The following is a 25,419-nucleotide window of genomic DNA, read 5'->3' as shown; positions in this document are numbered from 1 at the left end:
TCAATAGGATATTGTGCTACGCCATTACACACTTATTGCGGCCTGTTGATTTTGCTTGATATAAAGCCTTGTCGGCACTATTGAAAACATCATGCCATTCTTCGCCGCTAGAGCGCTGTGCGATGCCAATAGATACTGAAATCGAAGGTAAGTAGGCATTGGTTTTTCGGTGTTTTAGCTTGAGTTCTGTGACGGCATTGCGAATATTTTCAGCTATCGCTTTACCGTATGACTTGTCTTTATTCACAAACAGCACCAGAAATTCTTCGCCGCCATAACGCACTGCAAAATCGTCTTCAATTAGGAAATTTTTAATAGTATCGGCCACCCGTTGTATCACTTTGTCGCCAATGAGGTGACCATAGTTATCATTAATACTTTTAAAACGGTCGATATCAATAACTAATGAAGTATGCGTGCTTGCGTCATCTAAATCGTCAAGTTTTTCATCGCAACCTCTGCGGTTATATAACCCTGTCAAGTTGTCAAATAGGGCCTCCTGACGACTCGCCTCAAGTAATTTTTTTATTTCGGCTAGTTGTGAGCGGGTCTGAGAAAGTTCAGAGAGTAACGCTGTGTGTTGTTCTCTTGACTGGCAAACTGAGCTTTGCATGTAATGTACGAGTTTTAATAACACCTCGCTTGACACTTGACCTTGATTACTTAAAGTGTCATTTACTTTATTGAGATTACTTTCAGTCTGCGTCTCACAAGCAACCTGTTGCTCTATATAATCAATGGTATCTTTCAAGGTCGCATCAAATGGCGTAAAGAACTGATTTTCTAGATTGTTGGTGTGGTTAATATGGTCCAAAAACAGTGACTCAAGAAACACTCCATCAACCGTGTTATGTTGAACAAGTTGCTGGTCTATTTTTTTCGATAATGATTCGCTTTCACCACTGTGGTACAAGTAAACAACACTATAATTAATCGGGTTTGGCGCGATGTTGTGAGAAGATAGGAATTTCAGCGCCTTGTCGCTATGGTTCTTAGCAACAGTGGGGGATGCGTTGGTAAACATGTATACCTCAATGAATAAAATTTATAATTATTAGTGTAGAAAATAAAAAGCGAATTGCTCAACGTATTCTTAATTCAGTTAAAAGTTTCCAATAATTTATCGTTTGGATGATTGTTATAGTTTTTAATTCAATTGGAATTAACTGTTGGAAAAATCTTTAGTTATTAGTTCGATATTGTCAGGTTGAACCCGCAAAATTGAGCCTTGTTCATACCAATCTCCCAGAACGATACGCTTCGCTTCTTTTTGTTCTACGCTGATTTTATGAATCGCAGGCCTATGGGTATGGCCGTGAATTAATAGATGTGTTTGATACTTTTCAAAGCAGTGGATGACTTCGTTGGGGGTAACATCCATGATTTCAATTGGTTTAAGGTGAGTTGCTGCTGCACTCTTTTCACGGTAATTCTGGGCGATCTTTCTTCTAATGAATAATGGCAAACTTTTGATAATGCCTTGCCACCACCATGTACGAGATTTACGGCGAAATGCTTGATAGTCAGTATCGAGCGTACATAAAGTATCGCCATGCATTATAATGATTTTTTGTCCGTAAAGTTCAATGAGTGCTTCTTCAGCCAGTAATGTCATACCGCTTTTTTTGGCGTATTTTTCACCAAGTAAAAAGTCGCGATTACCATGGATGAAGAAAATATCGACACCTGTGTTTTTTAACTTGCGTAATGCGTCTGTAATGTCATTTAAAAACACAGAATCGTCATCGTCGCCTATCCAATACTCAAAAAGGTCACCGAGAATATAAAGTGCTTCTGCTGCAGGTGCATCATTTTCGAGAAATGACAAAAAACAGGCCGTGATGTCTGGCCTGTTTTCTGTAAGGTGTAGGTCGGCGATGAAGTAAGTAAAAGGGGTTGCTACTTCAGCTGACATAAAAACTACTTTTCGATACTTGCTGACAAGATAACAATTTCTTCTGTCGGCACATCATCATGGTAGCCTCTACGGCCTGTTTCAATGACGGTCATTTTATCGACAACATCCATGCCTTCAACAACTTCGCCGAATACGCAGTAGCCCCAACCTTGAATAGACTCATTTTTGAAATCTAAGAAATCATTATCAACTAAGTTGATAAAAAATTGTGCTGACGCAGAGTGTGGATCTTGTGTTCTTGCCATTGCTAATGTGCCGCGTTTATTACTTAGACCATTATGAGCTTCGTTCTTAATTGGTGCGCCTGCATCTTTTTCTTCCATACCAGAAGCAAAGCCACCGCCTTGCGCCATGAAACCTTTGATAACACGGTGGAAAATCGTACCTTCGTAAAAACCATCTGCTACGTATTTTTCAAAATTAGCTGCAGTAACCGGTGCGTTTTCATGGTCTAATTTTATTTTGATATCGCCTAAGGTTGTATTAAATGTAATCATCTTAATATTCTCATTTTTTTGAATGAGTGAATTGTAACGCATTACGGAATTCTGTAAAGGGAACTGGTGATTCTACTTGACGCATAAGGTACAATGGCGAAAAATTCATTCTTTCATAGAAACTATATTAAAGGAACGCTGTTACTTATGTTGCAAATATACAATACGCTCACTCGTCAGAAAGAGACATTTACCCCTCTAGTCCCCGGTAAAGTTGGCTTGTATGTTTGTGGTGTTACGGTATACGACTTGTGCCACATTGGTCATGCTCGCACTTATATTAGCTTTGACAATATCGCTCGCTATTTACGCTTCAGCGGATATGACGTTAACTATGTCCGCAATGTGACAGACGTCGAAGACAAGATTATTAAGCGTGCACAAGAGCGTGATATTAGCTGTGATGAACTTGTTGACAACAATATTGCCGAAATGTACAAAGATTTCGATGCATTGAAGATGAAACGCCCGGATATTGAACCGCGCGTGACAACGCATATGCAAGAAATTATCGACATGATTGTCACTCTCGTAGAAAAAGCTAATGCGTATATCGCTGATAGCGGCGATGTACTCTTTGATGTGACTAGTTTTGAAGCCTACGGCAAGCTTAGTGGTCAAAACCTTGAGCAATTGCAGGCTGGTTCACGCGTTGATGTTGATGAAACGAAGCGTAACCCGCTTGATTTTGTGCTGTGGAAAATGGCTAAACCTGGTGAACCAAGTTGGGATTCACCTTGGGGTAAAGGGCGTCCAGGGTGGCATATTGAATGTTCTGCAATGAATGCTAAAGAACTAGGTAGTCATTTTGATATTCATGGCGGAGGCTCTGATCTACAGTTTCCTCATCACGAAAATGAAGTTGCACAAAGTTGCTGTGCACTAGACACGCCTTATGTGAACTATTGGATTCATACTGGCATGGTGCAAGTTGATCAGGAAAAAATGTCGAAATCGCTTGGTAATTTCTTCACGATTCGTGAGGTATTACAAAAATATGACGCTGAAACTACGCGTTTCTTCTTAACGTCTGGTCATTATCGCAGTCAGTTGAACTATTCTACCGACAACCTAGAGCAAGCACATGCATCTTTAGAGCGCATGTACACCGCACTGAGGGATGTAGAGCTGATTGACAACTTTGAGCTTAATCGTGAAGACGCTCATGTGGTTAAATTTATTCAAGCAATGGATGATGACTTTAATACGCCAGAAGCAATTGCTGTATTGTTTGAGTTAGCCAAAGAGTTAAATGTTGCTAAAAAAGCGAAAGATACCAATGCGAGCTACCTTGCATCGACCTTGATTGCTTTAGCCGATGTGATTGGCTTGTTACAGCTTTCGCCAACTGAGTTTCTTCAAGGCTCTCATGATGACGATGAAGTTGCTGAAATAGAACGACTCATTGAGCAACGTAATACCGCACGTGCTGAAAAGAATTGGGCCATGGCTGATGAAGCGCGCGACAAACTCAATGCGCTAAATGTTGTTTTGGAAGATGGTCCTAATGGAACAACGTGGCGAAAAGCGTAAACGTTCTTAGTCAGACCAAAAATAAAAACGCCAGCAAATTGCTGGCGTTTTTGTATGTACGAAACCTGCTGAATGCTTAGGCCTAGTTTTCGTTATATTCTTCGCATGCAATCAAGGTGTTTTCTATAAGGCTGGCAACTGTCATTGGTCCAACGCCACCAGGCACTGGTGTAATGAAAGATGCGCGCTCTTTGGCTACATCAAACTCAACATCACCAACAAGTGCGCCACTGTCGAGTCTATTGATACCCACATCGATTACAATAGCACCTTTTTTAATCCAATTTCCTGGGATAAATTCTGGCTTACCAACGGCGACCACGAGTAAATCTGCATTGCTTACTTTAGTTTTCAAGTCTTTGGTAAAGCGATGTGTAGTTGTTACAGTGCAACCTGCAAGTAATAACTCTAGTGTCATCGGTCGACCAACAATGTTCGAAGCACCAACCACTAATGCATCTAGGCCATGTGTTTTAACACCGGTTGACTCTATTAATGTCATGATACCTTTAGGTGTACACGGTCTTAATCCTGGCTGTCTTAATGCAAGTTTACCTACGTTAGAAGGGTGGAAACCGTCGACATCTTTTTTAGGTGCGATTCTTTCGATAACAAGGTTAGCGTCAATGCCTTCAGGTAAAGGAAGTTGCACTAGAATGCCATCAATCTCATTGTCATTATTTAACTCATCAATTAACGCCAATAGTTCTGATTCAGAGGTTGTATCAGGTAAATCATAAGAGCGTGAAACAAAACCAACTTCTTCACAAGCACGGCGTTTACTACCAACGTAAACTTCAGAAGCAGGATCATTGCCAACTAATATTACGGCTAATCCTGGCGCGCGCAAACCGTTTGCACTACGAGCGGCAACTTTATCTTTAACAGTATTTCTAAGTTGTTGTGCGATGGCTTTGCCATCAATTAGTGATGCTGACATAATTTCCAATAAGGGCTTAAAACAAATGACCCGCGTATTCTCGCATAACTTGTAATTGAGTTGTAGATTGATTTGTCATAATAAGGAGGATTGTTCACCATTTTTAATGTGTAGAATAATGAACACCTTTAAAGGTCGTATGCTTTGCTGGCTAAAATATACCTAAAACGAATGGTTTTTTGAGCAGTTCCGCCTGTGTTGCTGTAAAAGTGAGCGAACGCCATCTTTTTTTGAAAAAGTGTTTGACGCGCGCATGGCAACTCGGTAATATCCGCACCCGTTGAAAGCACAGATGCTTTTAATGATTAAGTCGGTGATTAGCGCAGCTTGGTAGCGCACTTGGTTTGGGTCCAAGGGGTCGTAGGTTCAAATCCTACATCACCGACCACTTTCTTTTGAAAGTGCCTTCTGTAGGTAATGTGCGCCCTTAGCTCAGCTGGATAGAGCAACGGCCTTCTAAGCCGTGGGTCGCAGGTTCAAATCCTGCAGGGCGTGCCATTCAGTGGTGGCTGTAGCTCAGTTGGTAGAGCCCCGGATTGTGATTCCGGTTGTCGTGGGTTCAAGTCCCATCAGCCACCCCATTATATATATCGGTGATTAGCGCAGCTTGGTAGCGCACTTGGTTTGGGTCCAAGGGGTCGTAGGTTCAAATCCTACATCACCGACCACCTCTCTTTTACGAAACATGCATTAAAGCTACTTCAGCTTGATATTATCAAACTCTTTTTCGATAAAACTGCTTATAATTTGGCTGTTTAGTGCCTTAATTGTCGATTATTTGAAATTAATTTGCATACATGCTCGACTCTTTAGCAAAGCATCGCTATAATTTTGCGTCACAATTTTCAATCTAAACGGGATTTATCCGGGCTCATACAGCTATTGCTAAGGGCTTAAAGCGAGATTCATATCCCGCTTACAATAGATAGATGCGTTAATGAAGGCGCAAGAAGCGCAAATTATTGAGGTAAGTAAATGCAAGTTTCAGTTGAGACTACACAAGGTTTGGAACGTAAGTTAACTATTTCAGTTCCGGCAGAAAAAGTAGATGTTGAAGTTAAGAATCGTCTTCGTCAAATAGCTAAGACACAACGTATCAATGGTTTCCGTCCGGGTAAAGTACCTCCATCAGTTATTCAAAAGCGTTACGGTAAAGCAGTTCGTCAAGAAGTTGCTGGTGACGTAATGCAGCGCAATTTTGTTGATGCAATTGTAGCTGAAAAAATTACACCTGCAGGTCGTCCTGAGTTTGTTGCTAAAAGCAATGAAGATGGGAAAGATTTAGAATTCGAAGCAACATTTGAAGTTTATCCAGAAGTGGCATTAGCTGGCTTAGATAAAATCAAAGTAGAGCGTCCAGTTGTTGACGTAACTGAAAGCGACGTTGATGAAATGTTTGTTACTCTTCAAAATCAACACAAAACGTGGAAAGAAAACAAGCGTAAGTCTAAGAAAGGCGACAAGCTGACGATTAATTTTGTTGGTCGTGTTGACGGTGAAGAATTTGAAGGCGGTAAAGCTGAAGGTTTTGAATTAGAACTTGGTGCTGGTCGTATGATCCCAGGTTTTGAAAAAGACATTATCGGCATGAAAGTAGATGAAGAGAAAACAATCACTGTTACTTTCCCTGAAGATTACCATGCTGAAAACTTAAAAGGTAAAGAAGCAGAATTCGATATTAAAGTATTGAAAACTGAAGGCCCTGTATTACCTGAAGTGAATGACGAGTTTGCTGAACTATTTGGTGTTAAAGAAGGCGGTGTTGAAGCGCTTCGTGAAGAAGTAAGTAAAAACATGGCTCGTGAACTAAACCAAGCGGTAAAAGCTAAAGTTAAAGAGCAAGTTATCGAAGGTTTATTGGAAGCTAACGAAGTTGACGTACCAAAAGCATTGGTTGCTCAAGAAATTGACGTATTACGTCAACAAGCTTTACAACGTTTTGGCGGTCAAATGGATCCGAAAAATATGCCACAGCTACCTGCTGACATGTTTGAAGAGCAAGCAAAACGCCGTGTTAAAGTTGGTTTGTTACTAGGTGAAGTTATCAAGACAAACGAACTTAAAGTAGACGAAGCTAAAGTTAACGAATTGATCGAATCTGCAGCATCTGCATACGAAGATCCAACTGAAGTAATCGAATACTACAAATCGAACAAAGAAATGAATCAACAAATGCAAAATGTTGCGCTTGAAGAGCAAGCAATTGACGTATTAGTTGAGCAAGCTGCTGTTAAAGAAAAGAAAGCAACTTTCAAAGAGATCATGAATCCTGAAGGTAAATAAGCTTTTTAATTTGACATTAGCTTAAGCAATGGCTTAAATGGCTTGTATGGAAACATACAAGCCATTTTTTTATAGAAAGGAAAAGTAGTTGTTTACATCTCTAAATAATTCACACGATATCAGTAATCTGACTGAAAGCGCTTTGGTTCCTATGGTAGTTGAACAAACTGCTAAAGGGGAACGTTCTTACGATATTTATTCTCGATTACTTAAGGAAAGAGTAATTTTTCTGTGCGGCCAGGTCGAAGACCACATGGCGAATTTGATTGTTGCACAATTACTTTTTTTGGAATCAGAAAGTACTGAGAAAGATATTTATTTATATATCAATTCACCAGGTGGCTCTGTAACTGCTGGTTTAGCAATTTACGATACTATGCAGTTTATTAAACCGAATGTTAGTACGGTGTGCATAGGGCAGGCTGCCAGCATGGGAGCATTTTTGCTTTCAGGTGGTGAAAAGGGCAAGCGTTATTGTCTGCCTAATTCTCGTGTTATGATTCATCAACCACTAGGTGGTTTTCAAGGGCAAGCTTCTGACTTTGAAATTCACGCAAAAGAAATTTTGTACATTAAAGAGAAATTAAATCGATTAATGGCTGATCATACGGGACAACCGTACGATAAAGTTGCCGAAGACACAGATCGTGATAATTTCTTAAGCGCAGAAAGTGCGGTTGAATATGGTTTAGTTGACGCCATATTAAGTCAAAGAGAAGTTAAGTAATCCTAGATAAATATTGTTATCTGGATAATTTATGAAATACTTAACAGTAATGAAGTCCGAAATATTAAGTTTAGAGGTACCGTATGACCGATGTTAAAAAAGGTGACGGTGAAAATGGTAAATTACTGTATTGCTCGTTTTGCGGTAAAAGCCAGCACGAAGTGCGAAAATTAATTGCAGGTCCATCGGTTTTTATCTGCGATGAATGTGTCGAGTTGTGTAATGACATTATCCGCGAAGAGATTAAAGAAATTGCACCGAAGCAAGACAAAGAAAGCTTGCCTTCACCAATTGAGCTAAGATCAAGTTTAGATGATTATGTTATTGGTCAAGATCATGCCAAAAAGGTGCTTGCTGTAGCGGTATATAACCACTATAAGCGATTGCGCAATGGCGATTCTCATAACGGTATAGAACTTGGCAAAAGTAATATCCTGTTAATTGGCCCAACAGGTAGCGGTAAAACGTTATTAGCTGAAACATTGGCGCGTTTGCTTGACGTGCCATTTACAATGGCTGATGCAACCACGCTAACTGAAGCCGGTTATGTTGGTGAAGATGTTGAAAACATCATTCAAAAGCTATTGCAAAAATGTGACTACGATGTCGAGAAAGCACAACGCGGTATTGTTTACATTGATGAGATAGATAAGATTTCTCGCAAATCTGATAATCCGTCAATTACTCGCGATGTTTCGGGTGAAGGTGTACAACAGGCGTTGCTTAAATTGATTGAAGGCACCATAGCGTCCGTACCGCCACAAGGTGGCCGTAAGCATCCACAGCAAGAGTTCTTGCAAGTAGATACATCTAAGATCCTATTCATTTGTGGTGGTGCATTTGCAGGGCTAGATAAGGTTATCCAGCAACGTAGTGAAATTGGTACTGGTATTGGTTTTGGTGCAGAGGTGAAAAACTCTGATCAAGGTAAATCCTTGACCGAGCGTTTTCAGGAAGTAGAACCAGAAGATTTGGTTAAATACGGTTTAATTCCTGAATTTATTGGACGTTTACCTGTAGTTGCTACGCTAAGTGAGCTTGACGAAGATGCCTTAATCGAAATTCTTCAGGCACCAAAAAATGCACTAACGAAACAGTTTAAAGCGTTATTTGATATGGAAAACGTTGAACTGGAGTTTCGTAAAGATGCGCTGCAAGCAATCGCCAATAAGGCCATGATACGTAAGACTGGCGCACGTGGTTTACGTTCGATTGTTGAAGGTGTATTACTTGATACCATGTATGAACTTCCTTCTATGGAAAATGTCAGCAAGGTAGTGGTTGATGAAACAGTGATTAAAGGTGAGTCCAAACCGATCATCATTTATGAAGCACCGCAGGACCAAGCTGCATCGGATAGCTAAATTACCGATAGCATCATTGATAAAGGCAACGCGAGTTGCCTTTTTTGTGTCCAAAAACGATGAAATTGTCCTTGCTACCATGATTTTTTTCAATCGCTTATTGAAAGCGTGTTGACTATCCCCATATACTTTTTACGTTTGGTCAAAAGACCACTTCAAAATTTATATTTCCAAGAGAGCCTCAAATGTCAGAAGAAGTGCTTGCTACTACCAATGTCAAAGAAATTCCTGTATTGGCGTTACGCGATGTTGTTGTTTATCCGCAAATGGTTATCCCATTATTTGTAGGACGAGAAAAGTCTATCCGTTGTTTGGATATAGCAATGGAAACCGATAAGCAGGTTTTCCTCGTAGCTCAGAAAGATGCTGCAATTGACGATCCCCAAGCTGAAGATGTTTACCAAACAGGAACGGTTGCAACAATTCTACAGTTACTTAAATTGCCTGATGGTACTGTTAAAGTGCTCGTAGAAGGTGTTAAACGCGCTCATATAGAAGAGTTTGTTGAAACAGAGCGCTATTTTACGGCCAACATCAATTATCTTAAATTAGAGCACGATACAGATGACGATATTGAAGTGTTGGTACGCTCTGCAGTGTCTCAGTTTGAAGGCTATGTAAAGCTTAACAAAAAAATACCGCCTGAAGTTCTCACGTCTGTATCGGGTATCGATGATCCTGAACAACTTGCCGACACTATGGCAGCACACATGCCATTGAAGCTAGCTGACAAACAAAAGGTGTTGGAAATTCAAAATGTCGCTGAACGTTTAGAGCATTTAATGGCGCTAATGGAAGGCGAAATTGATTTGCTTCAGGTCGAGAAAAAAATTCGCACTCGTGTAAAGAAGCAAATGGAAAAGAGCCAACGCGAGTACTATTTGAATGAGCAAATGAAAGCGATTCAAAAAGAACTTGGTGAAATGGACGATGTGCCTGATGAAGCAGAGCAAATCACCAAGAAGATAGAAGAAGCGCAAATGCCAAAAGAGGCGAAAGAAAAAACACTCGCTGAATTGCAAAAGCTCAAAATGATGTCACCAATGTCAGCGGAAGCGACAGTTGTAAGAAGTTACATTGACTGGATGACAAATGTTCCATGGAAGAAAAAGACTAAGTTAAAACGCAACTTAAAACTCGCCGAGGAAATACTCGAGAAAGACCACTATGGTCTGGAAAAAGTTAAAGAGCGCATTATTGAATACTTGGCGGTTCAGCAACGTGTATCGCAGCTGAAAGGGCCGATACTTTGTTTGGTAGGACCTCCAGGGGTTGGTAAGACTTCTTTAGGGCAGTCGATTGCTAAATCTACAGGGCGTAAATATGTCCGAATGGCATTAGGTGGTGTTCGTGATGAAGCGGAAATCAGAGGTCATCGTCGCACGTACATTGGTTCGTTGCCAGGTAAACTCATCCAGAAACTCGCTAAAGTAGGCGTTAAAAACCCGCTGTTTTTATTGGATGAAATCGATAAGATGGCGTCGGATATGCGTGGTGATCCTGCTTCAGCCTTGTTGGAAGTGTTAGATCCAGAACAAAACAACAGCTTCAACGATCACTATCTTGAAGTTGATTATGACCTGTCAGATGTCATGTTTGTTGCAACATCCAATAGCATGGATATTCCTGGGCCTTTACTTGACCGTATGGAAGTTATTCGTTTATCTGGCTATACGGAAGATGAAAAGCTTAACATTGCCAAGCGTCACCTTTTAACTAAGCAAATCGAACGTAACGGTTTGAAGGCGAGTGAAATTGAAGTTGATGATAGTGCGATTATTGGCATTATTCGTTATTACACGCGTGAAGCTGGTGTTCGTGGTTTGGAGCGAGAAATTTCGAAACTATGTCGTAAAGCAGTAAAATTAATTTTATTAGATAAATCTATTAAGAAAGTCACGATCAACCAAGATAATCTATCAGAGTTCCTTGGTGTACAACGTCATGATTATGGCAAGGCAGATGACCAAAATCGCATAGGTTTAGTCACTGGACTTGCATGGACTCAGGTGGGTGGTGAATTGCTCACTATCGAAACGGCATCTGTACCAGGTAAAGGCAAGCTTACCTTTACGGGATCGTTAGGTGATGTTATGCAAGAGTCTATTCAAGCTGCAATGACTGTTGTGAGAAGCCGCACAGATAAGCTACGAATCAATGAAGATTTTCATGAGAAACGTGATATCCATGTGCATGTGCCTGAAGGTGCTACGCCTAAAGATGGTCCGAGCGCAGGTATTGGAATGTGTACAGCCTTAGTTTCGAGTTTAACGGGCAACCCAGTCAAAGCAGATGTTGCTATGACCGGTGAAATTACACTGAGAGGTGAAGTTCTTGCGATTGGTGGGTTGAAAGAAAAGTTACTTGCGGCTCATCGTGGTGGTATTAAAACCGTCGTGATTCCTAAAGATAATGAGCGTGATTTGGCTGAAATTCCTGAAAATGTTAAAGCAGACTTGGCTATTCACCCTGTAAAATGGATAGACGAAGTGCTTGATATTGCATTAGAACATTCAGTGGAACGATTGAAAATCGACGCATAAATACACAAGTTTGTTGATTTTTTGTGTAAAAACATAAAAAACACAAAAAAAATCGCAAAAAAATGCAATTATCGCTTTCCAAACGCTGAAACTGTGGTAAGTTATTGTTGCTGAATTTGCTAGACCCCTTTAAATATACGGGCTTAGTAAAATATAAAGATTAAATTACTAAATATAAGTTTCTTTAACTCAGTGCTTGATGTTCAAAAAGAAGCTTGCTATAAAAGCTTCTGCAGGACGCTAAATACAATAGATAGCGCTGAATAATAACAAATGAAGGGGAATATACTGTGAATAAATCTCAATTAATCGAGAAAATTGCTGCGGGTGCTGACATTTCTAAAGCAGCGGCTGGACGTGCGTTAGATTCATTTATTGAAGCTGTGACTGAAGAATTGAAAGGCGGCGAGCAAGTTGCTCTAGTTGGATTTGGTACTTTCTCAGTACGTGATCGTGCAGCTCGCACTGGTCGTAACCCACAAACGGGTGCAACTATTGAAATTGCAGCGGCTAAAATCCCATCTTTCAAAGCTGGTAAAGCTTTAAAAGATGCTTGTAACTAATTAAGTAATTTCTTAGTAGTAAAAAGACCACCTTCATAGGTGGTCTTTTGTTATCTATGATTGTTAAATTCTTGCTAAATGAAAAAATAAGTGCATTTGTGAAAAATTAGCCAATCTTGACTTCAAGCTAAGCTGTCCATCTGTTAAAATCGCGCGCAAGAATTTAAATACACCTACGTGTAAAGAGAAGAAGATGTTAGAAAATATACGAGAGAGTTCTCAAGGATTGGTCGCTAAAATCATTCTTGGTTTTATCATATTAACGTTCGCTGTGGCAGGTATTGGTAGCTATACCAACTCTGTTGATACTTCAGTGGCTGAAGTAAATGGCGTTAAGATATCACAAAGTGAATTTGATAAAGCGTATCAATCACAGCGTAACCGCATGGCGCAACAATTCGGTGAAATGTTTGAAACGCTATCGGCAGATCCTAGCTACATGGCAAATTTCAGAAAGGGTGTGTTAGACAATTTAATCAGCGAAACTTTGGTTGACCAAGCTGCAAAAGACTTGGCAATACGTATTTCTGATGCTCGCATTAAAGAAACCATTCGTACTATGCCAGAGTTTCAAGTAAATGGCGTATTCGATAATAATCGCTATTTAGCGTTAATCAATCAAGCTGGTTTTTATCAGTCGTCTGATTTCCGTGATTATTTACGTGTAGAAATGGCGAGAAGACAATTAACGCAAGCGCTATTAGCTACTGAGTTCAGCGTACCATACCAGCACGAACAGCTGACAAAGTTACAGAATCAAAAAAGAGATTTAAAAGTTGCGCAAATTGCTAGCGAACAGTTCAAGACTGATATTGCGGTCACTGACGACGAAATTAACCAGTATTTTCTAGCAAACCAATCGCGTTTTGAGACGCAAGAAAAAGTTAAAGTAGATTATATCGCATTAAACGTTGCTGATATTGCTACAACGGTTTCAGTGTCAGACGACGAAATTGAAACTTACTACCAAGAAAACATGGTTAACTACCAAAAAGCACCTCAACGCCGTATTTCACATATTCTTATCGAAGGTGAAGATGATGCAGCGCAAGCGCAAGCACAATCTTTGCTTGAGCAAATTAAAAACGGTGCTGATTTTGCTGAAATGGCGAAGCAACATTCTGCTGATACCTTCAGTGGCGAAAATGGTGGTGATTTAGAATGGTTAGAGCCTGGTGTGATGGATCCTGCCTTTGATGAAGCAGCGTTAGCGTTAAATAATGTTGGCGATGTTAGTGAAGTGGTTAAGACTGACTTTGGATTTCATTTAATTCAGTTAACTGAATTTCAAGAAGGTAACTTGAAAGCATTAGCTGATGTAAAAGAAGATATTCATGCAGCCTTGAGCACTAACAAAGCACAAGATAAGTTTTTTGAATTACAACAAGAAATGGCGCGTTTAAGCTTCGAGTTCCCTGATTCGCTTGAAGATGCAGCAGGCGCAGTAAATGTAGAAGTGAAAACAACTGATTGGTTAAGTCGTTTTGGTAATGCTGCGCCATTTGATAATGCTAAAGCAATTGAAACAGCGTTTTCAGATTTAGTCTTACAGGAGCAACTTAACTCTGACGTTGTTGAAATTAACGATGACTTAGTAGTTGTGATGCGACTTAATGAATATCAAGCTGCTAAAGTTAAGCCGCTAGCAGAAGTGTCTGATCAGATTAAAGAGTTATTAGTTGCTCAAAAGGCAGCTGAGAAGGCACAACTTGCTGCAGATGAGTTGCTAGCTGGAGTGAAAGCAAATAGCGATGTTACTGCTCAATTAGCAGCGCTTGGAGCAACATTTGAACAGAAAGCCGATATCGCGCGTTATGGTTCAGATGTTGATGCAGCAATAGCTAGAGAAGCGTTTAAGTTACCACACCCAGCCGAAGGAAGTGTATCTGCGGGTACTGTGACTATGGGCAATGGTGACTTAGCGATTGTTGTGGTTGAGAATGTATCTATCGATGATAGTGTTGAAGTTCCTCCAACGTTCGCCCAGCAACAAACACAGCAATTAGCGCAATCAGCTTATAATAATTTTGTTGATTCTCTTAGAGAAAACGCAGAAGTTAAGCAAAAATCACTCGTAGTACAAGATAGTCAGCTATAACGAGAGTTAAGCGTTGATGTTGAAAAGGCCCGCAAGGGCCTTTTTTAGTTTTGAGGTGTCTTAATACCTTAACAATTAGCACTTTGAATTGAATTAACTGTTAGCGTCTATTAACTATTTGTTTAATCGTTCGTGAGCTTAACGGTGCAATAAATGCAGTTGTTGGCTCATAATGAGCTTTTTGGTGTACTTATGCTTTGGCGATTTAAGTACGTCTGCCGTCTTACCTTTTTCTACAATGTTCCCTTTACATAAGACCATCATTTGATCACTAAAGTGACGCACAATGCCTAGGTTGTGAGAAATCAGAATAAAAGCTAATCCCATTTGTTGTTGAAGATCTAAAAGTAAGTTTATCATTTGAGATCGTAATGAAGGATCTAGCGACGCAAGTGCCTCGTCTAATATAATGACTTGCGGTGACAAGATAATGGCCCTTGCAAGCGAAATACGCTGCTTTTGACCACCTGAAAACATGTGAGGGTAAAAGTTCATATGCTCAGGTAGTAGACCCACTTTTTGAAGTGTCGTACGTATTAACTCAGTTCTTGCTGCTTCGTCTAACTCTGTGTTCAGGTAGAGTGCCTCATCAAGCAACTGATGAATTGTTAAACTTGGATTGAGTGTCGTGCCAGAATCCTGAAATATCATCCGTACATACTGACAACGCTGACGGAAATTTCCCGGCTGTAGCGTTTGGCCATTTAACTTGATCTGACCTGTTGTCGGTGTTTCAGCGCCTACTAATAATTTGGCTAGCGTTGACTTGCCTGAGCCAATTTCGCCAACAATCGCTAGCGTTTTGTACGCGTCTATTTCAAATGATACTGGCGCAAGCGCTTGAAAAGTCGACTTTGAAAACCACAGCCTAGACAGTGAGTACTCTTTGCTTAAGTCGTCAACTTGCAATAGGGCTGTCATCTAGTAGGTTCCTTTTAGTGAATAATGGCAACTCACTTGATGGCCATGGTAGTTCTTAATTTTGGGTGCAATAACACAGGCTTTTTGCGCACGCGGACACCGAGGACCTAAACGGCAACCTATGGGTAAATGTTGCAGAATAGGAATACTACCCGGCAACGCCATTAAACGCGATTTTACGGGAATATCCAGATTGGCCTTCGGGCTACTGTCTACTAGCGCTCTAGTATAGGGGTGAAATGGCTCATTGAATATTTGGGTGGTTGTGCCTGCTTCAACAAATTGGCCGCTATACATTACAGTAATGGTATGAGTCCAATGTGTCACGTTTTCTAAATCGTGGCTGATCAATAGTACAGACATGTTTTTGAGCTGGTTCAAACTGGCAAGCAAACGGAATATTTGCCCTTGGTTGGTTGTCTCCATTGCTGCTGTTGGTTCGTCTGCAATAAGTAATATAGGCTTTCTAGCTAAAGCCATCGCTATCATTACACGTTGGCATAATGCCTCTGTGAGCTGATGAGGGTAGCTTTTTAAACATGCTTGGTGGTGTTTTATACCGACTTTATGTAATAAATTTATTGCCGCTTGCGCTCGCTGCTGTCTACGTTGCCAGAAAAAGCCAGATAGCTCTGTGTCAGATACTGCTTCTTCGAGTTGCTCACCAATCGTCGCTGTAGGGTCCAAACAAGCCATAGGCTCTTGAAATATCATGGCAGCATCTTTTGATATTACTTGTTTGCGCTCTTCTGGCGAAAGGCGCATTAAATCATTGCCACGCCAGTGAAACCGATCGGCATCCACATGCCATTTGTCATCAAGCACGCCCATGATCGCCTGAGCCAACAATGACTTTCCGGAACCAGATTCTCCAACCAAGCCACGAACTTCGCCTTCTTTCATTGTTAAACTTACTTTATCGACAGCTAATATGGTGCCTGTTGTGGTTTGTAATTCAATGGATAGGTTGCGAACATCAAGAATATTCATTAGCTTTCCTTACGAACCTTTAAGGCGTGTCGCATGCCTTCACCGACCAAGTTGGTGGCAACAACGGCAAATAAGATGGCTAGCCCTGGCAGGTAAACAGTCCAAGGGGCAATGTAGAAATAACCAATACCATTTGCTAGCATTGCTCCCCATTCCGGCATAGGAATTGGTGCTCCGAGCCCAAGAAAGCCTAATGTCGCTATATCAAGTATGGCCGCTGATTGCGCTAATGTCGCCTGACTGATGAGTTTTTCAATGATGTTAGGAAATATCGAATAGTAGACAATCCGAATATTACTCGCGCCGTCGAGTCTTGAAGCAAGCACATAATCTTTGGCGAACTCCTCTTTAACTGCATTGCGAGTGGTGTGTACAAATTGCGGAATTAATACAATGACGATTGCCCACAATGTATTGTTCAAGCCCGGGCCAAGTATTGCTACTATTACGATAGCTAAAAGTAACGAGGGAATAGACAATACAACATCTAAAAAGTGATTTAAAAAACTAGACTTAAACCCAGACGTTAGTGCAGCTAATGACCCTATAACAACGCCTACACCAAGTGACAACACGACAACAATAAAACTCAATCCAAAGGTCAAAGAAGTACCGTGCATTAAGCGTGACAGCATGTCTCGACCTAGATCGTCTGTGCCTAAAAGAAAGCTCACATTGCCATCGTCATTCCACGCTGGAGGGAGTAGCAAGTGATCAAGATGATTTTCAATGGAAGAGTATGGTGTAATTAAAGGCGCAAATATTGCGAGAACGACCAAAAATAAAAAACAACTAAAGCCAATCATCACGACCGGTGTCGATTTGAAATTTAACCATAATTGTTCAATCGGGGAAGGAAACTCTTCCTCTTGATAAATCTTATCGCGTGCCATGCTTAGAATCTCGCGCTATCGGGTTTAGTGCTGCGTAAATAAAATCTATGACGATGTGCACGATAAAGATAAAACTTGAAAGCGCTAACAGTCCGCCTTTAATGGCGGTGTAGTCTCTTAAGTAGACACTCTCAATTAGCCACCTACCAATACCGGGCCAATTAAATATCATTTCAGTAATCATGGTAATCGTGACAATGTTCGCAAATTGTAATCCAACATCTCTTATTACTTTTACCATAGCGTTGCGAATAGCATGATGGTAAATGATTTGACCAAACGTTAACCCTTTCGCTTTAGCCGCTTTTATGTAGTGAGTTTCTAATACTTCCATCATCGCACTACGCGCTAGACGCATAAATATGGTCGCTGGAGCCAGTGCAATGACCGATGCCGGTAAGATAATATGTGCAAAAGCATCTGAGAGTGCTTGCCATTTATATTGGTTATCGCTCATTAGAATATCGATCAATAAAAAGCCCGTTTGGTGCTCGATTTCGTATAGCAAACTTAATCGTCCTGAAGATGGTAACCAGGCGAGCTGAATTGAAAATATTAAGATAGCTAATAGGCCCAACCAAAACACAGGAATTGAATAACCGATCATTGAAATAGATAGGGTGATATTGTCAAAGGGCTTTCTATGGTTGATCGCTGCTATGAATCCAATTGGAATGCCAAGTATCATGGCGATGAATAATGCAACTAGACTCAATTCTATCGTAGCGGGTAGGTACGACATGATTTCATCAATAATAGGAAGTTGGCTCGACATTGAAATGCCCATCTCACCGGAAAACAACAATTTAATATACGCCCAATACTGCGCAAAAATGGATTGTTCCGTTGCGTAAACTTGAGACAGTTGTGCAAGCTGATCGCTTGAAGCGTATGCATGACCCGATAGATTAATGAGTTGGTTGCCAGGAAACAGAAAGCTCATGCTAAATGACAAAACTGTTAGCACTAACATAGTAAACAAAAACAAATTGAGTCGTCTGATGGTAAACAAAAACATTTAGTGTTTACTCACTTTATAAAAGTCGATACCGCCAAAGGCATTCAACAGTTGGCCTTCAATGTTATTTGCCCGTGCCTGAAACCGCTTCGCGTGTGCAATAGGGAGTAACGGCAGCTCTTCTGCTACTATTTGCAAGGCTTGAGCGTAATAGGCTTTTCGTTGCAAAACATTCGTTGTTTCTAATGACTGCTGAATAATTTTGTCAAATTCACTATTACACCAAAATGTTCTGTTATTACCTGTCATAGAAGAAGCACAGCTAAGTAGCGGACTAAGAAAGTTATCGGGATCTGGGTGATCTGCCGACCATCCTAATAGCACCGCTTGATGTTCCCCTAAAGTCAGTCTGCGTAAAAATAAACTCCATTCAAGCGAGTTCTCTATCGTGACGCGAATGCCCACGCGCTGTAAATCTGCTTGAATCAATTTCGCCATTGCTTCTGCATTGGGGTTGTAACTACGTTGAACAGGCATCGCCCATAGTTCTATTTCAAAACCCTCGGTATAACCCGCTTCAGCGAGCAACGCCTTGGCTTTATCTGGCGAAAATTCAGGTGTTCTAATACTAGGATCAAATGCCCATGACGTATTTGGTATGATGGTCGTTGCTTCTTCGGCTGTACCTGCGTATATCACGTCAAGTATCGCCTGTTTATTGATAGCGTGTGCAACTGCACGACGAACAAGTTTGTTATCAAATGGCGCTCTTAATGTATTAAAGCCAAGATAACCAACGTTAAATGAAGTCACTTCATCCAACTTAAGATCAGGATGTTGAATGATTTTTTCATGTTCAATTGGGTAGGCGATGACATCACACTCGCCAGTAAGCAACTTAGTGAGTCGACCTGTATCGATAGGCGTAATGTCAAAAATGAGTTGTTGTAAAGTCGATGGCCCCATCCAGTATTTTTCATGTGGCACATAGCGAATATGCGAACCCGAACGATATTCCTTTAATTTGAAAGGCCCGGTACCTATGGGAAAACTATCAATATTGTCAGACATATCGTGTTCGATAAGCTGTTGTGCGTATTCTTCAGATAAAATAACAGCGAAATCGGTAGCGAGGTTGGCTAATATGCTGCTGTCTGCACGCTTTAGAGAGAATCTGACTGTGTACTCGTTAATACGTTCAATGCTTTCAATCAGATTGCTAAATTCAACACTTTGGAAAAAAGGGTACTGTGCGCCAGATACCTTGTGGTAGGGGTGCTCTTCATAAAGAATACGGTTGAAGCTAAAAATCACATCATCGGCATTTAGTGGCCGAGTAGGCGTAAAGTATTCCGTTTGATGAAAATGAACATCATTTCGTAGGTAGAAAGTGATTTTTTTACCATCTCGCGTTACATGCCATGATTTAGCTAACGAAGGTCCAATGGTATTATCTGGTCCTTGAAATGTGATGAGACGGTTATAAAGCTGGTTGGCTGTCGCGTCAATCGTCATGCCTGAGGTAACTGTCTGCGGATTGAAACTTTCAGGTGTGCCTTCACTACAATAAATCACACTGTTACTGCTTATAGAGGATATTTCATCATTCGTACACGCACTTAACAACACAACAAACGGCGTGACTAAAAGTGAAAGAAGACGATTACAGTTGAAAGTGCCCATTCGCTTATTTTGCCTATTCTTCAGCAGTATTGCCATCTAATAAGTTGTATTTTTTCAAATATCCTCGCAGCTGGTGATATGTTAATTGCAATGCGTCAGCAGTTTTCTTTTGATTATATTGGCAGTTCTCTAACGCAGATTTGATCAAATCTACTTCAAATTCCTGTGATAACTCTTTTAAGGACAATGGAAAGGCGTGCTTTTCAGTTGTTTTTTCTTGTTGTATTGTTTGACTTAAATCTGAGGTTGCGGTTGGTGCCGCAACTTCGGCAGGTATCTGACTTTGCACTTGAACGACGCGATCTTGGGTTTTAGTGCGTTGAGAAGGCCTGTAAGGGGATTCGAATGGGTCAATAACCAACTCGTGTACCGGCAAATGGGGATTGTTGCAACGATATACACTTCGTTCAACCACGTTTTTCAATTCTCGAATGTTGCCCGGCCAATGGTAATCTAACATCGAACGCTTTGCTTTTTCAGTGAAACCACTGAAGAGCTCAAATTCGAGTTCCCTAGCCATATTAATGGCAAAGTGTTCTGCTAATACGAGGATGTCTTCAACGCGCTCTCTTAATGGCGGTAAAGTAATAACATCAAACGCCAAGCGGTCAAGTAAGTCTGCGCGAAACTCACCAATATCTGCCATTGAAGGTAAGTCTTCATTGGTCGCCGCAATAAGCCTAGCGTTGGTTTTGATTGTGCGAGAGCCACCAACGCGTTCAAATTCACCGTATTCGACGACGCGAAGCAGCTTTTCTTGGATTAACCCTGAAGTATTAGCAACTTCATCCAGAAATAACGTGCCATTATCGGCGCGTTCAAATCGGCCTTCATGGCGTTTATTTGCACCGGTAAATGCGCCGCTTTCGTAGCCAAACAATTCACTTTCAAGTAAGTTTTCATTCAATGCGGCACAGTTTAACTTAAGGTAGTTTTGATCCCAACGCTTCGACAAATAATGAAGGCGCGCGGCGACAAGCTCTTTACCTGTTCCCCGTTCACCGATAATAAGCACTGGTTTACTTAAAGGAGCAATCTGCGAAATTTGCTCAAGTACCTCTAAAAAACTATTCGATTGACCGATTAAATTATCTTGTTGGGCAAAGCGAGACATTTGATTCCTAATTATTAGTGTTTTTCGCTAATAAATAGTTTATTTCATTAAGAGGAATGATAAAAGTGGTTTTTGACAAAAATATTTTTATTTATAAAACAGTGTGTTAAATTAATTTGCAAACTTGGCTTGATCCATGAATACCATTTTACAAGTTCACGAATTTTCAAAATGAGGAAGTAACTATGGGTATTTTTTCGAGATTTACCGATATCATTAATTCAAACATCAACAGCTTGTTAGATAAGGCTGAAGATCCTGCAAAAATGGTTCGCCTGATTATTCAGGAAATGGAAGATACTTTAGTAGAAGTACGTTCAACTTCGGCAAAAACGCTTGCAGACAAAAAAGAGCTTTCTCGCCGCGTTGCACGCTTTGAAAAAGAAGCGGAACAATGGCAAGAAAAAGCTGAGTTAGCGCTAAGCAAAGGTCGTGAAGATTTAGCGAGAGCGGCATTAGTTGAAAAGAAAAAGTGTGCAGAAAATGCCGCTTCATTAACTGATGAATTAACGCATGTAGAAGAACACATTAGCAAGCTTCAGGATGAAATTTCACAATTACAAGAGAAGCTTGCAGACGCTAAAGCTCGCCAAAAAGCGATTATTATGCGTGAAAAAACGGCTAGTTCACGGTTAAAAGTTAAGCAAAATATCGACAGCGATAAAGTAAACGATGCACTTAGCCGTTTTGACAGCTATGAACGTAAAATAGATGATATTGAAGCGCAAGTAGAGTCATACGACATGGGAAGTAAATCGTTGGCTGACGAAATTTCAGAGCTTGAGTCTGATGAAAAGATTGACGATGAATTAGCTCAATTGAAAGCTAAAATGAAAAAAGGCAAAGGGTCTAAGTAATTTAGCTTAACTAATCAGCGCTAATAGGGGGAAGTATAGTGGAAGAGATTATCATGGCACCGGTTATCATTTTTATGATACTAGTTGCACCTTTATGGGTGATACTACATTACCGAAGCAAGAAGCAGATCAGCCAAGGTCTTAGTGAAGAAGAATACGCACAATTGTCAGAACTTTCTGAAATGGCAGACAAAATGGCAGACCGAATTAAGACACTTGAAGCTATTCTGGATGCGGAAACCCCTGATTGGAGGAGTAAAGTATGACCTTTAAACGCAACGGCGAATTATTTCGAAATACCAGAAATGGTAAAATAGCCGGGGTGTGTGCAGGGGTAGCAGATTACTTCGGATGGGAAACATGGTTAGTCAGGATATTGGTTGTTTCAGGTGTTTTGTTGGGAATGGGTTGGTTTATCGTAATATATATCGCCGCCTGGTTTATATTAGATAAATCTCCTTCGCAAGCAAAGCCAAGCCCTAAATCGTTCCAAAAGGACGAAGATGCTTCGATAGACGATATTGCGACAGAGTCGATAAAAGTAAAGTCTCGAATATGGCAAGCTGGCGAGCCACCTAAACAAGCATTTAAAGATATCAGGCGCAAATTTACGACACTAGAGCATGAGTTGCGGAAAATTGAGCGTTATGTAACTTCACCGGAATTTACGGTATCGAGAGAAATCAACAAACTATAAAAGAGCGACTTCGGTCGCTTTTTTGTTTTCATCATGACAAAAATAACATGTGTAATTTATCTAAATTTGATCTGTCACTACACTCTTGGATTTTTAGCCGTTATATTAGTAGTCTACGAATTTTGGTATCTCGCTGTTGCGGAGTGATTGGTAGTCAGAATGGCAATCTTTAAAAAAGAACAACTTAATAATATAAAACGAACAGCAAATGAAATCGTTAATCGTACTCTCGATCAACATATCAACCTTGCCGTAACAGGGCTAAGCAGAAGTGGGAAAACAGCATTTATAACGTCACTTGTGAATCAACTGCTCAATCACAATAGTGAATCACAACTAAGTTTTTTCGAACCTATTCAAAGTCAACGATTTATCGCAGCAAAGCGTGTTCCCCAACAACACTATCATATTGGGCGATTTGACTATGAAAGTGCCATGTCGGCTTTGACAAAAGAAGAGCCGGACTGGCCTGTGCCAACCAAAGGCATTAGTAAGATACGTCTAGCGATAAAATATCGTCCTGACTCTGGCTTATTCAAATATGCCACAGACACAAGAACGCTTTATGTTGATATTACCGATTATCCTGGAGAGTGGTTATTAGATTTACCTATGCTAGATCAAACGTATGAAGAATGGTCATTGCAGATGGAGTCACTAATTAATGACGAACATAAAAGCACTGAGGCGAGTGATTTTTTTGCCAAACTCAAAATGTTGGATCCTTTTGCAGCGGTTGATGAACAGTTGCTTTCTGAATTGGCTGAAGATTACACTCAACTGCTTCTCAAGCTTAAGAATGAAAAAGGCTATTCTATCATCCAACCGGGACGGTTTGTGCTCCCTGGGGATCTAGCGGGTACACCTTTGCTGCAGTTCGTGCCGTTTTTGGGGTTCAATGACATTGATGTTGAACGATATCAGTATGCTAAAGAAGATTCGAATATTGGCATGTTGAGAGCCAGATTTTTGGAGTACAAAGAGCGAGTAGTAAGAAAATTCTACAAAGAGCACTTTGTCAACTTTGACCGTCAAATTGTGCTAGCTGACTGCCTAACGCCACTAAACAAGGGCGCCGAGAATTTTCGAGACTTGCAAAAAGCGATGGAAATGATCATGGAAAGCTTCAATTATGGAAAAAGCAGTCTATTAAGTCGACTTTTCTCACCTAAGATAGACAAGCTGTTGTTTGCAGCGACAAAAGCAGACCACATTACGCCAGAACAACATAGCAATCTAACTTCCTTGCTTAATCAACTTATTCATCGAACAAAGCAGCACTTAGGCTATGAAGGCGTTGAAATGAAAACGATAGCACTGTCTTCGGTCAAGGCGACGTTGGCAGGAAAAGGCCGCCATCAAGGAAATACTATTCCGGTCATTCAGGGCTATATCGAGAATCGAAGTAAATTAGTGACGGTGTTCCCCGGGGAAGTGCCCTCTCAATTACCTGACGTGAATTACTGGCAGGACAGTCAGTTTAATTTTATGAGCTTTATGCCTTATCAGGCAGTAAAAGAACACCAAACACTTCCACATCTGAGGATAGATCAGGCGTTACAATTTTTGCTTGGAGATAAAATGAAATGAATGAAAAAGAAACAAAATATCAACAGCAAATCTTGTTTGATGAGGTCCCAAAAGTTGCGGAAAAACAAGAACAGAATACGAATTTAGTTACATCACAAGTCATCGTCGAAAACGAAACATGGCAAGAAGATGAACTTCACGTAGAAACGCAACTGGAACAAGCGCTGCCGAAAAGTAAACCTCGATGGTTATGGCGGCTAATTGCCGTACTGCTTCCAGTACTGCTAGCGGTTGAATTGGTGCAGTTCTTTATTACTGGATTCGAAAGCAGCCCTATAATCACTTCAATTTATGCAATTGTGTTTACCTCAATACTAGCGCTGGCAGGACGCTTCGGTTTTAAGGAGTATTTGGGGCTTAGACAACTTAAACGGAGCACAAAGTTAAGAGAAATGATAGCGATCGCAATCGATAAGAAACAAAGTGAAGAAGCGGTCAAGCTCTGCGATAAGATACATGCCCGTTTACCATGTGACCTCACGGTAGAGTATGAAAATAAGTGGCAAAAAAGTGCAAAGCAGGAGCTAAGCGCAGAAGAGATCATAGCGCTGTATGATCAACAAGTACTCACATCGGTCGACAAAAAAGCACTTGATGTCATTGCTAAGCATGCGACCGAGTCTGTTGTTCTGGTGGCCGTGAGTCCTGTAGCTATTATCGACATGGCACTGATCTTTTGGCGAAACGTTAAGATGCTGGACGAACTGGCACACCTCTATGGTATTCATCTAAGCTACTGGAGTAGAATTCGTTTAATTAAACAAGTCTTTGTAAATATGGCATATGCTGGGGCATCTGAACTTATTGCTGATGTAGGCTTGGAAATGATCGGTGCAGATATCCTGGGCAAAGTGTCGGCGAGATTTGCTCAAGGTATGGGGGCGGGGATGTTGACAGCTAGACTCGGTTTAAAAGCCATGCATGAGTGCCGCCCATTAGCGTTTACAGGAAACAAACCCAAACTTACCGATGTCAGAAAAGCCATTGTTAAACGGTTAGGTAACATCAAAACTAAGTAATACTCTCTGGTTGAGATTTTTGAGATACAGCTATTTAGTGTTATTTTATGGGGTGTGATGTTATCTTTGTTATGTTTACTTTACGTTGTTTTTTGTGGTGAGGTAATTTGCCGCAACGTGCTGTGATGACCTACTGAATAAATATCGCTTAAGATTAGTCTAACTAAAAAAGTGCACTAAAGTTAATGTGTACCAAGCGAACCACAGTCAGACAAATACAATCAAAATGAC

Annotated in this window: 22 protein-coding genes and 4 tRNA genes; 16 read left to right on the top strand and 10 right to left on the bottom strand. The window is 40.6% G+C overall.

Annotated features, from left to right (window positions below; all coding sequences use genetic code 11):
- Positions 1 to 16 precede the first annotated feature (16 nt).
- The 3 genes from ACSLUK_RS07605 to ACSLUK_RS07595 all read right to left on the bottom strand — a co-directional run bounded on the left by ACSLUK_RS07605 (position 17) and on the right by ACSLUK_RS07595 (position 2,415).
- A complete protein-coding gene (locus tag ACSLUK_RS07605; protein ID WP_448547938.1) occupies positions 17 to 1,024 on the bottom strand; it encodes a GGDEF domain-containing protein in 1,008 nt (335 codons plus the stop codon).
- A gap of 138 nt (positions 1,025 to 1,162) precedes the next feature.
- Positions 1,163 to 1,915 (bottom strand): UDP-2,3-diacylglucosamine diphosphatase, encoded by a 753-nt coding sequence (gene lpxH / locus ACSLUK_RS07600; protein ID WP_448547937.1) that lies wholly within the window; start codon positions 1,913 to 1,915, stop codon positions 1,163 to 1,165.
- A 5-nt stretch (positions 1,916 to 1,920) separates the two neighbouring features.
- Positions 1,921 to 2,415, bottom strand: a complete 495-nt coding sequence (locus ACSLUK_RS07595) for a peptidylprolyl isomerase (protein ID WP_448547936.1) — start codon at positions 2,413 to 2,415, stop codon at positions 1,921 to 1,923.
- 147 nt (positions 2,416 to 2,562) lie between these two features.
- Here ACSLUK_RS07595 and cysS point away from each other — a divergent pair, with 147 nt between their 5' ends.
- Positions 2,563 to 3,948, top strand: coding sequence for a cysteine--tRNA ligase (gene cysS, locus ACSLUK_RS07590; RefSeq protein WP_448547935.1), 1,386 nt, complete (start codon positions 2,563 to 2,565; stop codon positions 3,946 to 3,948).
- Positions 3,949 to 4,030: 82 nt separating this feature from the next.
- Here cysS and folD read toward each other — a convergent pair whose 3' ends face one another.
- A complete protein-coding gene (folD, locus tag ACSLUK_RS07585; RefSeq protein ID WP_448547934.1) occupies positions 4,031 to 4,888 on the bottom strand; it encodes a bifunctional methylenetetrahydrofolate dehydrogenase/methenyltetrahydrofolate cyclohydrolase FolD in 858 nt (285 codons plus the stop codon).
- Between the two features lie 311 nt (positions 4,889 to 5,199).
- On the opposite strand from folD, the gene ACSLUK_RS07580 reads away from it, so the two are divergent.
- The 10 genes from ACSLUK_RS07580 to ACSLUK_RS07535 all read left to right on the top strand — a co-directional run bounded on the left by ACSLUK_RS07580 (position 5,200) and on the right by ACSLUK_RS07535 (position 14,466).
- Positions 5,200 to 5,276 (top strand) — tRNA-Pro (locus tag ACSLUK_RS07580).
- Positions 5,277 to 5,309: 33 nt separating this feature from the next.
- Positions 5,310 to 5,386: transfer RNA gene (locus tag ACSLUK_RS07575), tRNA-Arg, on the top strand.
- A gap of 7 nt (positions 5,387 to 5,393) precedes the next feature.
- A tRNA-His gene (locus tag ACSLUK_RS07570) sits at positions 5,394 to 5,469 on the top strand.
- A 10-nt stretch (positions 5,470 to 5,479) separates the two neighbouring features.
- Positions 5,480 to 5,556 (top strand) — tRNA-Pro (locus ACSLUK_RS07565).
- A 307-nt stretch (positions 5,557 to 5,863) separates the two neighbouring features.
- Positions 5,864 to 7,171, top strand: coding sequence for a trigger factor (gene tig, locus ACSLUK_RS07560; protein ID WP_448547933.1), 1,308 nt, complete (start codon positions 5,864 to 5,866; stop codon positions 7,169 to 7,171).
- Positions 7,172 to 7,289: 118 nt separating this feature from the next.
- Entirely contained in the window at positions 7,290 to 7,898 is a 609-nt protein-coding gene (clpP, locus tag ACSLUK_RS07555) for an ATP-dependent Clp endopeptidase proteolytic subunit ClpP (RefSeq protein WP_448547970.1), read from the top strand.
- An 83-nt stretch (positions 7,899 to 7,981) separates the two neighbouring features.
- On the top strand, positions 7,982 to 9,262 hold the full coding sequence (clpX, locus tag ACSLUK_RS07550; RefSeq protein ID WP_448547932.1) for an ATP-dependent protease ATP-binding subunit ClpX: 1,281 nt from the start codon (positions 7,982 to 7,984) through the stop codon (positions 9,260 to 9,262).
- Positions 9,263 to 9,447: 185 nt separating this feature from the next.
- A complete protein-coding gene (gene lon / locus ACSLUK_RS07545; RefSeq protein WP_448547931.1) occupies positions 9,448 to 11,805 on the top strand; it encodes an endopeptidase La in 2,358 nt (785 codons plus the stop codon).
- Between the two features lie 290 nt (positions 11,806 to 12,095).
- The gene (gene hupB / locus ACSLUK_RS07540; protein WP_085299093.1) at positions 12,096 to 12,368 is read left to right on the top strand and encodes a nucleoid-associated protein HU-beta; all 273 of its coding nucleotides are present in this window, start codon (positions 12,096 to 12,098) and stop codon (positions 12,366 to 12,368) included.
- A gap of 193 nt (positions 12,369 to 12,561) precedes the next feature.
- Complete coding sequence (locus ACSLUK_RS07535) at positions 12,562 to 14,466, top strand: SurA N-terminal domain-containing protein (RefSeq protein ID WP_448547930.1); 1,905 nt, start codon at positions 12,562 to 12,564, stop codon at positions 14,464 to 14,466.
- A 138-nt stretch (positions 14,467 to 14,604) separates the two neighbouring features.
- On the opposite strand, the gene ACSLUK_RS07530 is transcribed toward ACSLUK_RS07535, so the two are convergent.
- The 6 genes from ACSLUK_RS07530 to pspF are packed head-to-tail and all read right to left on the bottom strand — an operon-like array spanning position 14,605 to position 21,025.
- On the bottom strand, positions 14,605 to 15,387 hold the full coding sequence (locus tag ACSLUK_RS07530) for a peptide ABC transporter ATP-binding protein (protein WP_448547929.1): 783 nt from the start codon (positions 15,385 to 15,387) through the stop codon (positions 14,605 to 14,607).
- Positions 15,388 to 16,377: a peptide ABC transporter ATP-binding protein gene (locus tag ACSLUK_RS07525; protein ID WP_448547928.1), complete on the bottom strand. Its 990-nt coding sequence runs from the start codon at positions 16,375 to 16,377 to the stop codon at positions 15,388 to 15,390.
- Positions 16,377 to 17,270 carry an ABC transporter permease subunit gene (locus ACSLUK_RS07520; RefSeq protein WP_448547927.1) on the bottom strand — a complete coding sequence of 298 codons (894 nt, stop codon included), beginning with the start codon at positions 17,268 to 17,270 and terminating at the stop codon, positions 16,377 to 16,379. Before ACSLUK_RS07520 ends, ACSLUK_RS07525 begins: the two co-directional genes overlap by 1 nt.
- Positions 17,257 to 18,288 (bottom strand): ABC transporter permease, encoded by a 1,032-nt coding sequence (locus ACSLUK_RS07515; RefSeq protein WP_448547926.1) that lies wholly within the window; start codon positions 18,286 to 18,288, stop codon positions 17,257 to 17,259. The genes ACSLUK_RS07520 and ACSLUK_RS07515 overlap by 14 nt, the downstream gene beginning before the upstream one ends.
- A complete protein-coding gene (locus ACSLUK_RS07510; RefSeq protein WP_448547925.1) occupies positions 18,289 to 19,911 on the bottom strand; it encodes an ABC transporter substrate-binding protein in 1,623 nt (540 codons plus the stop codon).
- 13 nt (positions 19,912 to 19,924) lie between these two features.
- A complete protein-coding gene (pspF, locus tag ACSLUK_RS07505; protein ID WP_448547924.1) occupies positions 19,925 to 21,025 on the bottom strand; it encodes a phage shock protein operon transcriptional activator in 1,101 nt (366 codons plus the stop codon).
- Positions 21,026 to 21,210: 185 nt separating this feature from the next.
- On the opposite strand from pspF, the gene pspA reads away from it, so the two are divergent.
- From pspA to ACSLUK_RS07480, 5 genes are all read left to right on the top strand, one after another.
- The gene (gene pspA / locus ACSLUK_RS07500) at positions 21,211 to 21,882 is read left to right on the top strand and encodes a phage shock protein PspA (protein ID WP_448547923.1); all 672 of its coding nucleotides are present in this window, start codon (positions 21,211 to 21,213) and stop codon (positions 21,880 to 21,882) included.
- A gap of 53 nt (positions 21,883 to 21,935) precedes the next feature.
- A complete protein-coding gene (pspB, locus tag ACSLUK_RS07495; protein WP_448547922.1) occupies positions 21,936 to 22,148 on the top strand; it encodes an envelope stress response membrane protein PspB in 213 nt (70 codons plus the stop codon).
- A complete protein-coding gene (pspC, locus tag ACSLUK_RS07490; protein ID WP_448547921.1) occupies positions 22,145 to 22,579 on the top strand; it encodes an envelope stress response membrane protein PspC in 435 nt (144 codons plus the stop codon). Before pspB ends, pspC begins: the two co-directional genes overlap by 4 nt.
- A 159-nt stretch (positions 22,580 to 22,738) precedes the next feature.
- Complete coding sequence (locus ACSLUK_RS07485) at positions 22,739 to 24,169, top strand: YcjX family GTP-binding protein (RefSeq protein WP_448547920.1); 1,431 nt, start codon at positions 22,739 to 22,741, stop codon at positions 24,167 to 24,169.
- Positions 24,166 to 25,188: a YcjF family protein gene (locus ACSLUK_RS07480; protein ID WP_448547919.1), complete on the top strand. Its 1,023-nt coding sequence runs from the start codon at positions 24,166 to 24,168 to the stop codon at positions 25,186 to 25,188. Before ACSLUK_RS07485 ends, ACSLUK_RS07480 begins: the two co-directional genes overlap by 4 nt.
- Positions 25,189 to 25,419 lie beyond the last annotated feature (231 nt).

Source organism: Thalassotalea fusca, assembly GCF_053485835.1.
The sequence above is the reverse complement of the archived record's forward strand: the minus strand, read 5'-3'. Positions and strand labels throughout refer to the sequence as shown.

What these genes read in the sequence shown, in the direction of transcription:
- ACSLUK_RS07605 (WP_448547938.1), bottom strand. Translation starts at nt 1,024, where the DNA reads ATGTTTACCAACGCATCCCCCACTGTTGCTAAGAACCATAGCGACAAG.
- lpxH (WP_448547937.1), bottom strand. Translation starts at nt 1,915, where the DNA reads ATGTCAGCTGAAGTAGCAACCCCTTTTACTTACTTCATCGCCGACCTA.
- ACSLUK_RS07595 (WP_448547936.1), bottom strand. Translation starts at nt 2,415, where the DNA reads ATGATTACATTTAATACAACCTTAGGCGATATCAAAATAAAATTAGAC.
- cysS (WP_448547935.1), top strand. Translation starts at nt 2,563, where the DNA reads ATGTTGCAAATATACAATACGCTCACTCGTCAGAAAGAGACATTTACC.
- folD (WP_448547934.1), bottom strand. Translation starts at nt 4,888, where the DNA reads ATGTCAGCATCACTAATTGATGGCAAAGCCATCGCACAACAACTTAGA.
- tig (WP_448547933.1), top strand. Translation starts at nt 5,864, where the DNA reads ATGCAAGTTTCAGTTGAGACTACACAAGGTTTGGAACGTAAGTTAACT.
- clpX (WP_448547932.1), top strand. Translation starts at nt 7,982, where the DNA reads ATGACCGATGTTAAAAAAGGTGACGGTGAAAATGGTAAATTACTGTAT.
- lon (WP_448547931.1), top strand. Translation starts at nt 9,448, where the DNA reads ATGTCAGAAGAAGTGCTTGCTACTACCAATGTCAAAGAAATTCCTGTA.
- ACSLUK_RS07535 (WP_448547930.1), top strand. Translation starts at nt 12,562, where the DNA reads ATGTTAGAAAATATACGAGAGAGTTCTCAAGGATTGGTCGCTAAAATC.
- ACSLUK_RS07530 (WP_448547929.1), bottom strand. Translation starts at nt 15,387, where the DNA reads ATGACAGCCCTATTGCAAGTTGACGACTTAAGCAAAGAGTACTCACTG.
- ACSLUK_RS07525 (WP_448547928.1), bottom strand. Translation starts at nt 16,377, where the DNA reads ATGAATATTCTTGATGTTCGCAACCTATCCATTGAATTACAAACCACA.
- ACSLUK_RS07520 (WP_448547927.1), bottom strand. Translation starts at nt 17,270, where the DNA reads ATGGCACGCGATAAGATTTATCAAGAGGAAGAGTTTCCTTCCCCGATT.
- ACSLUK_RS07515 (WP_448547926.1), bottom strand. Translation starts at nt 18,288, where the DNA reads ATGTTTTTGTTTACCATCAGACGACTCAATTTGTTTTTGTTTACTATG.
- ACSLUK_RS07510 (WP_448547925.1), bottom strand. Translation starts at nt 19,911, where the DNA reads ATGGGCACTTTCAACTGTAATCGTCTTCTTTCACTTTTAGTCACGCCG.
- pspF (WP_448547924.1), bottom strand. Translation starts at nt 21,025, where the DNA reads ATGTCTCGCTTTGCCCAACAAGATAATTTAATCGGTCAATCGAATAGT.
- pspA (WP_448547923.1), top strand. Translation starts at nt 21,211, where the DNA reads ATGGGTATTTTTTCGAGATTTACCGATATCATTAATTCAAACATCAAC.
- pspB (WP_448547922.1), top strand. Translation starts at nt 21,936, where the DNA reads ATGGCACCGGTTATCATTTTTATGATACTAGTTGCACCTTTATGGGTG.
- pspC (WP_448547921.1), top strand. Translation starts at nt 22,145, where the DNA reads ATGACCTTTAAACGCAACGGCGAATTATTTCGAAATACCAGAAATGGT.
- ACSLUK_RS07485 (WP_448547920.1), top strand. Translation starts at nt 22,739, where the DNA reads ATGGCAATCTTTAAAAAAGAACAACTTAATAATATAAAACGAACAGCA.
- ACSLUK_RS07480 (WP_448547919.1), top strand. Translation starts at nt 24,166, where the DNA reads ATGAATGAAAAAGAAACAAAATATCAACAGCAAATCTTGTTTGATGAG.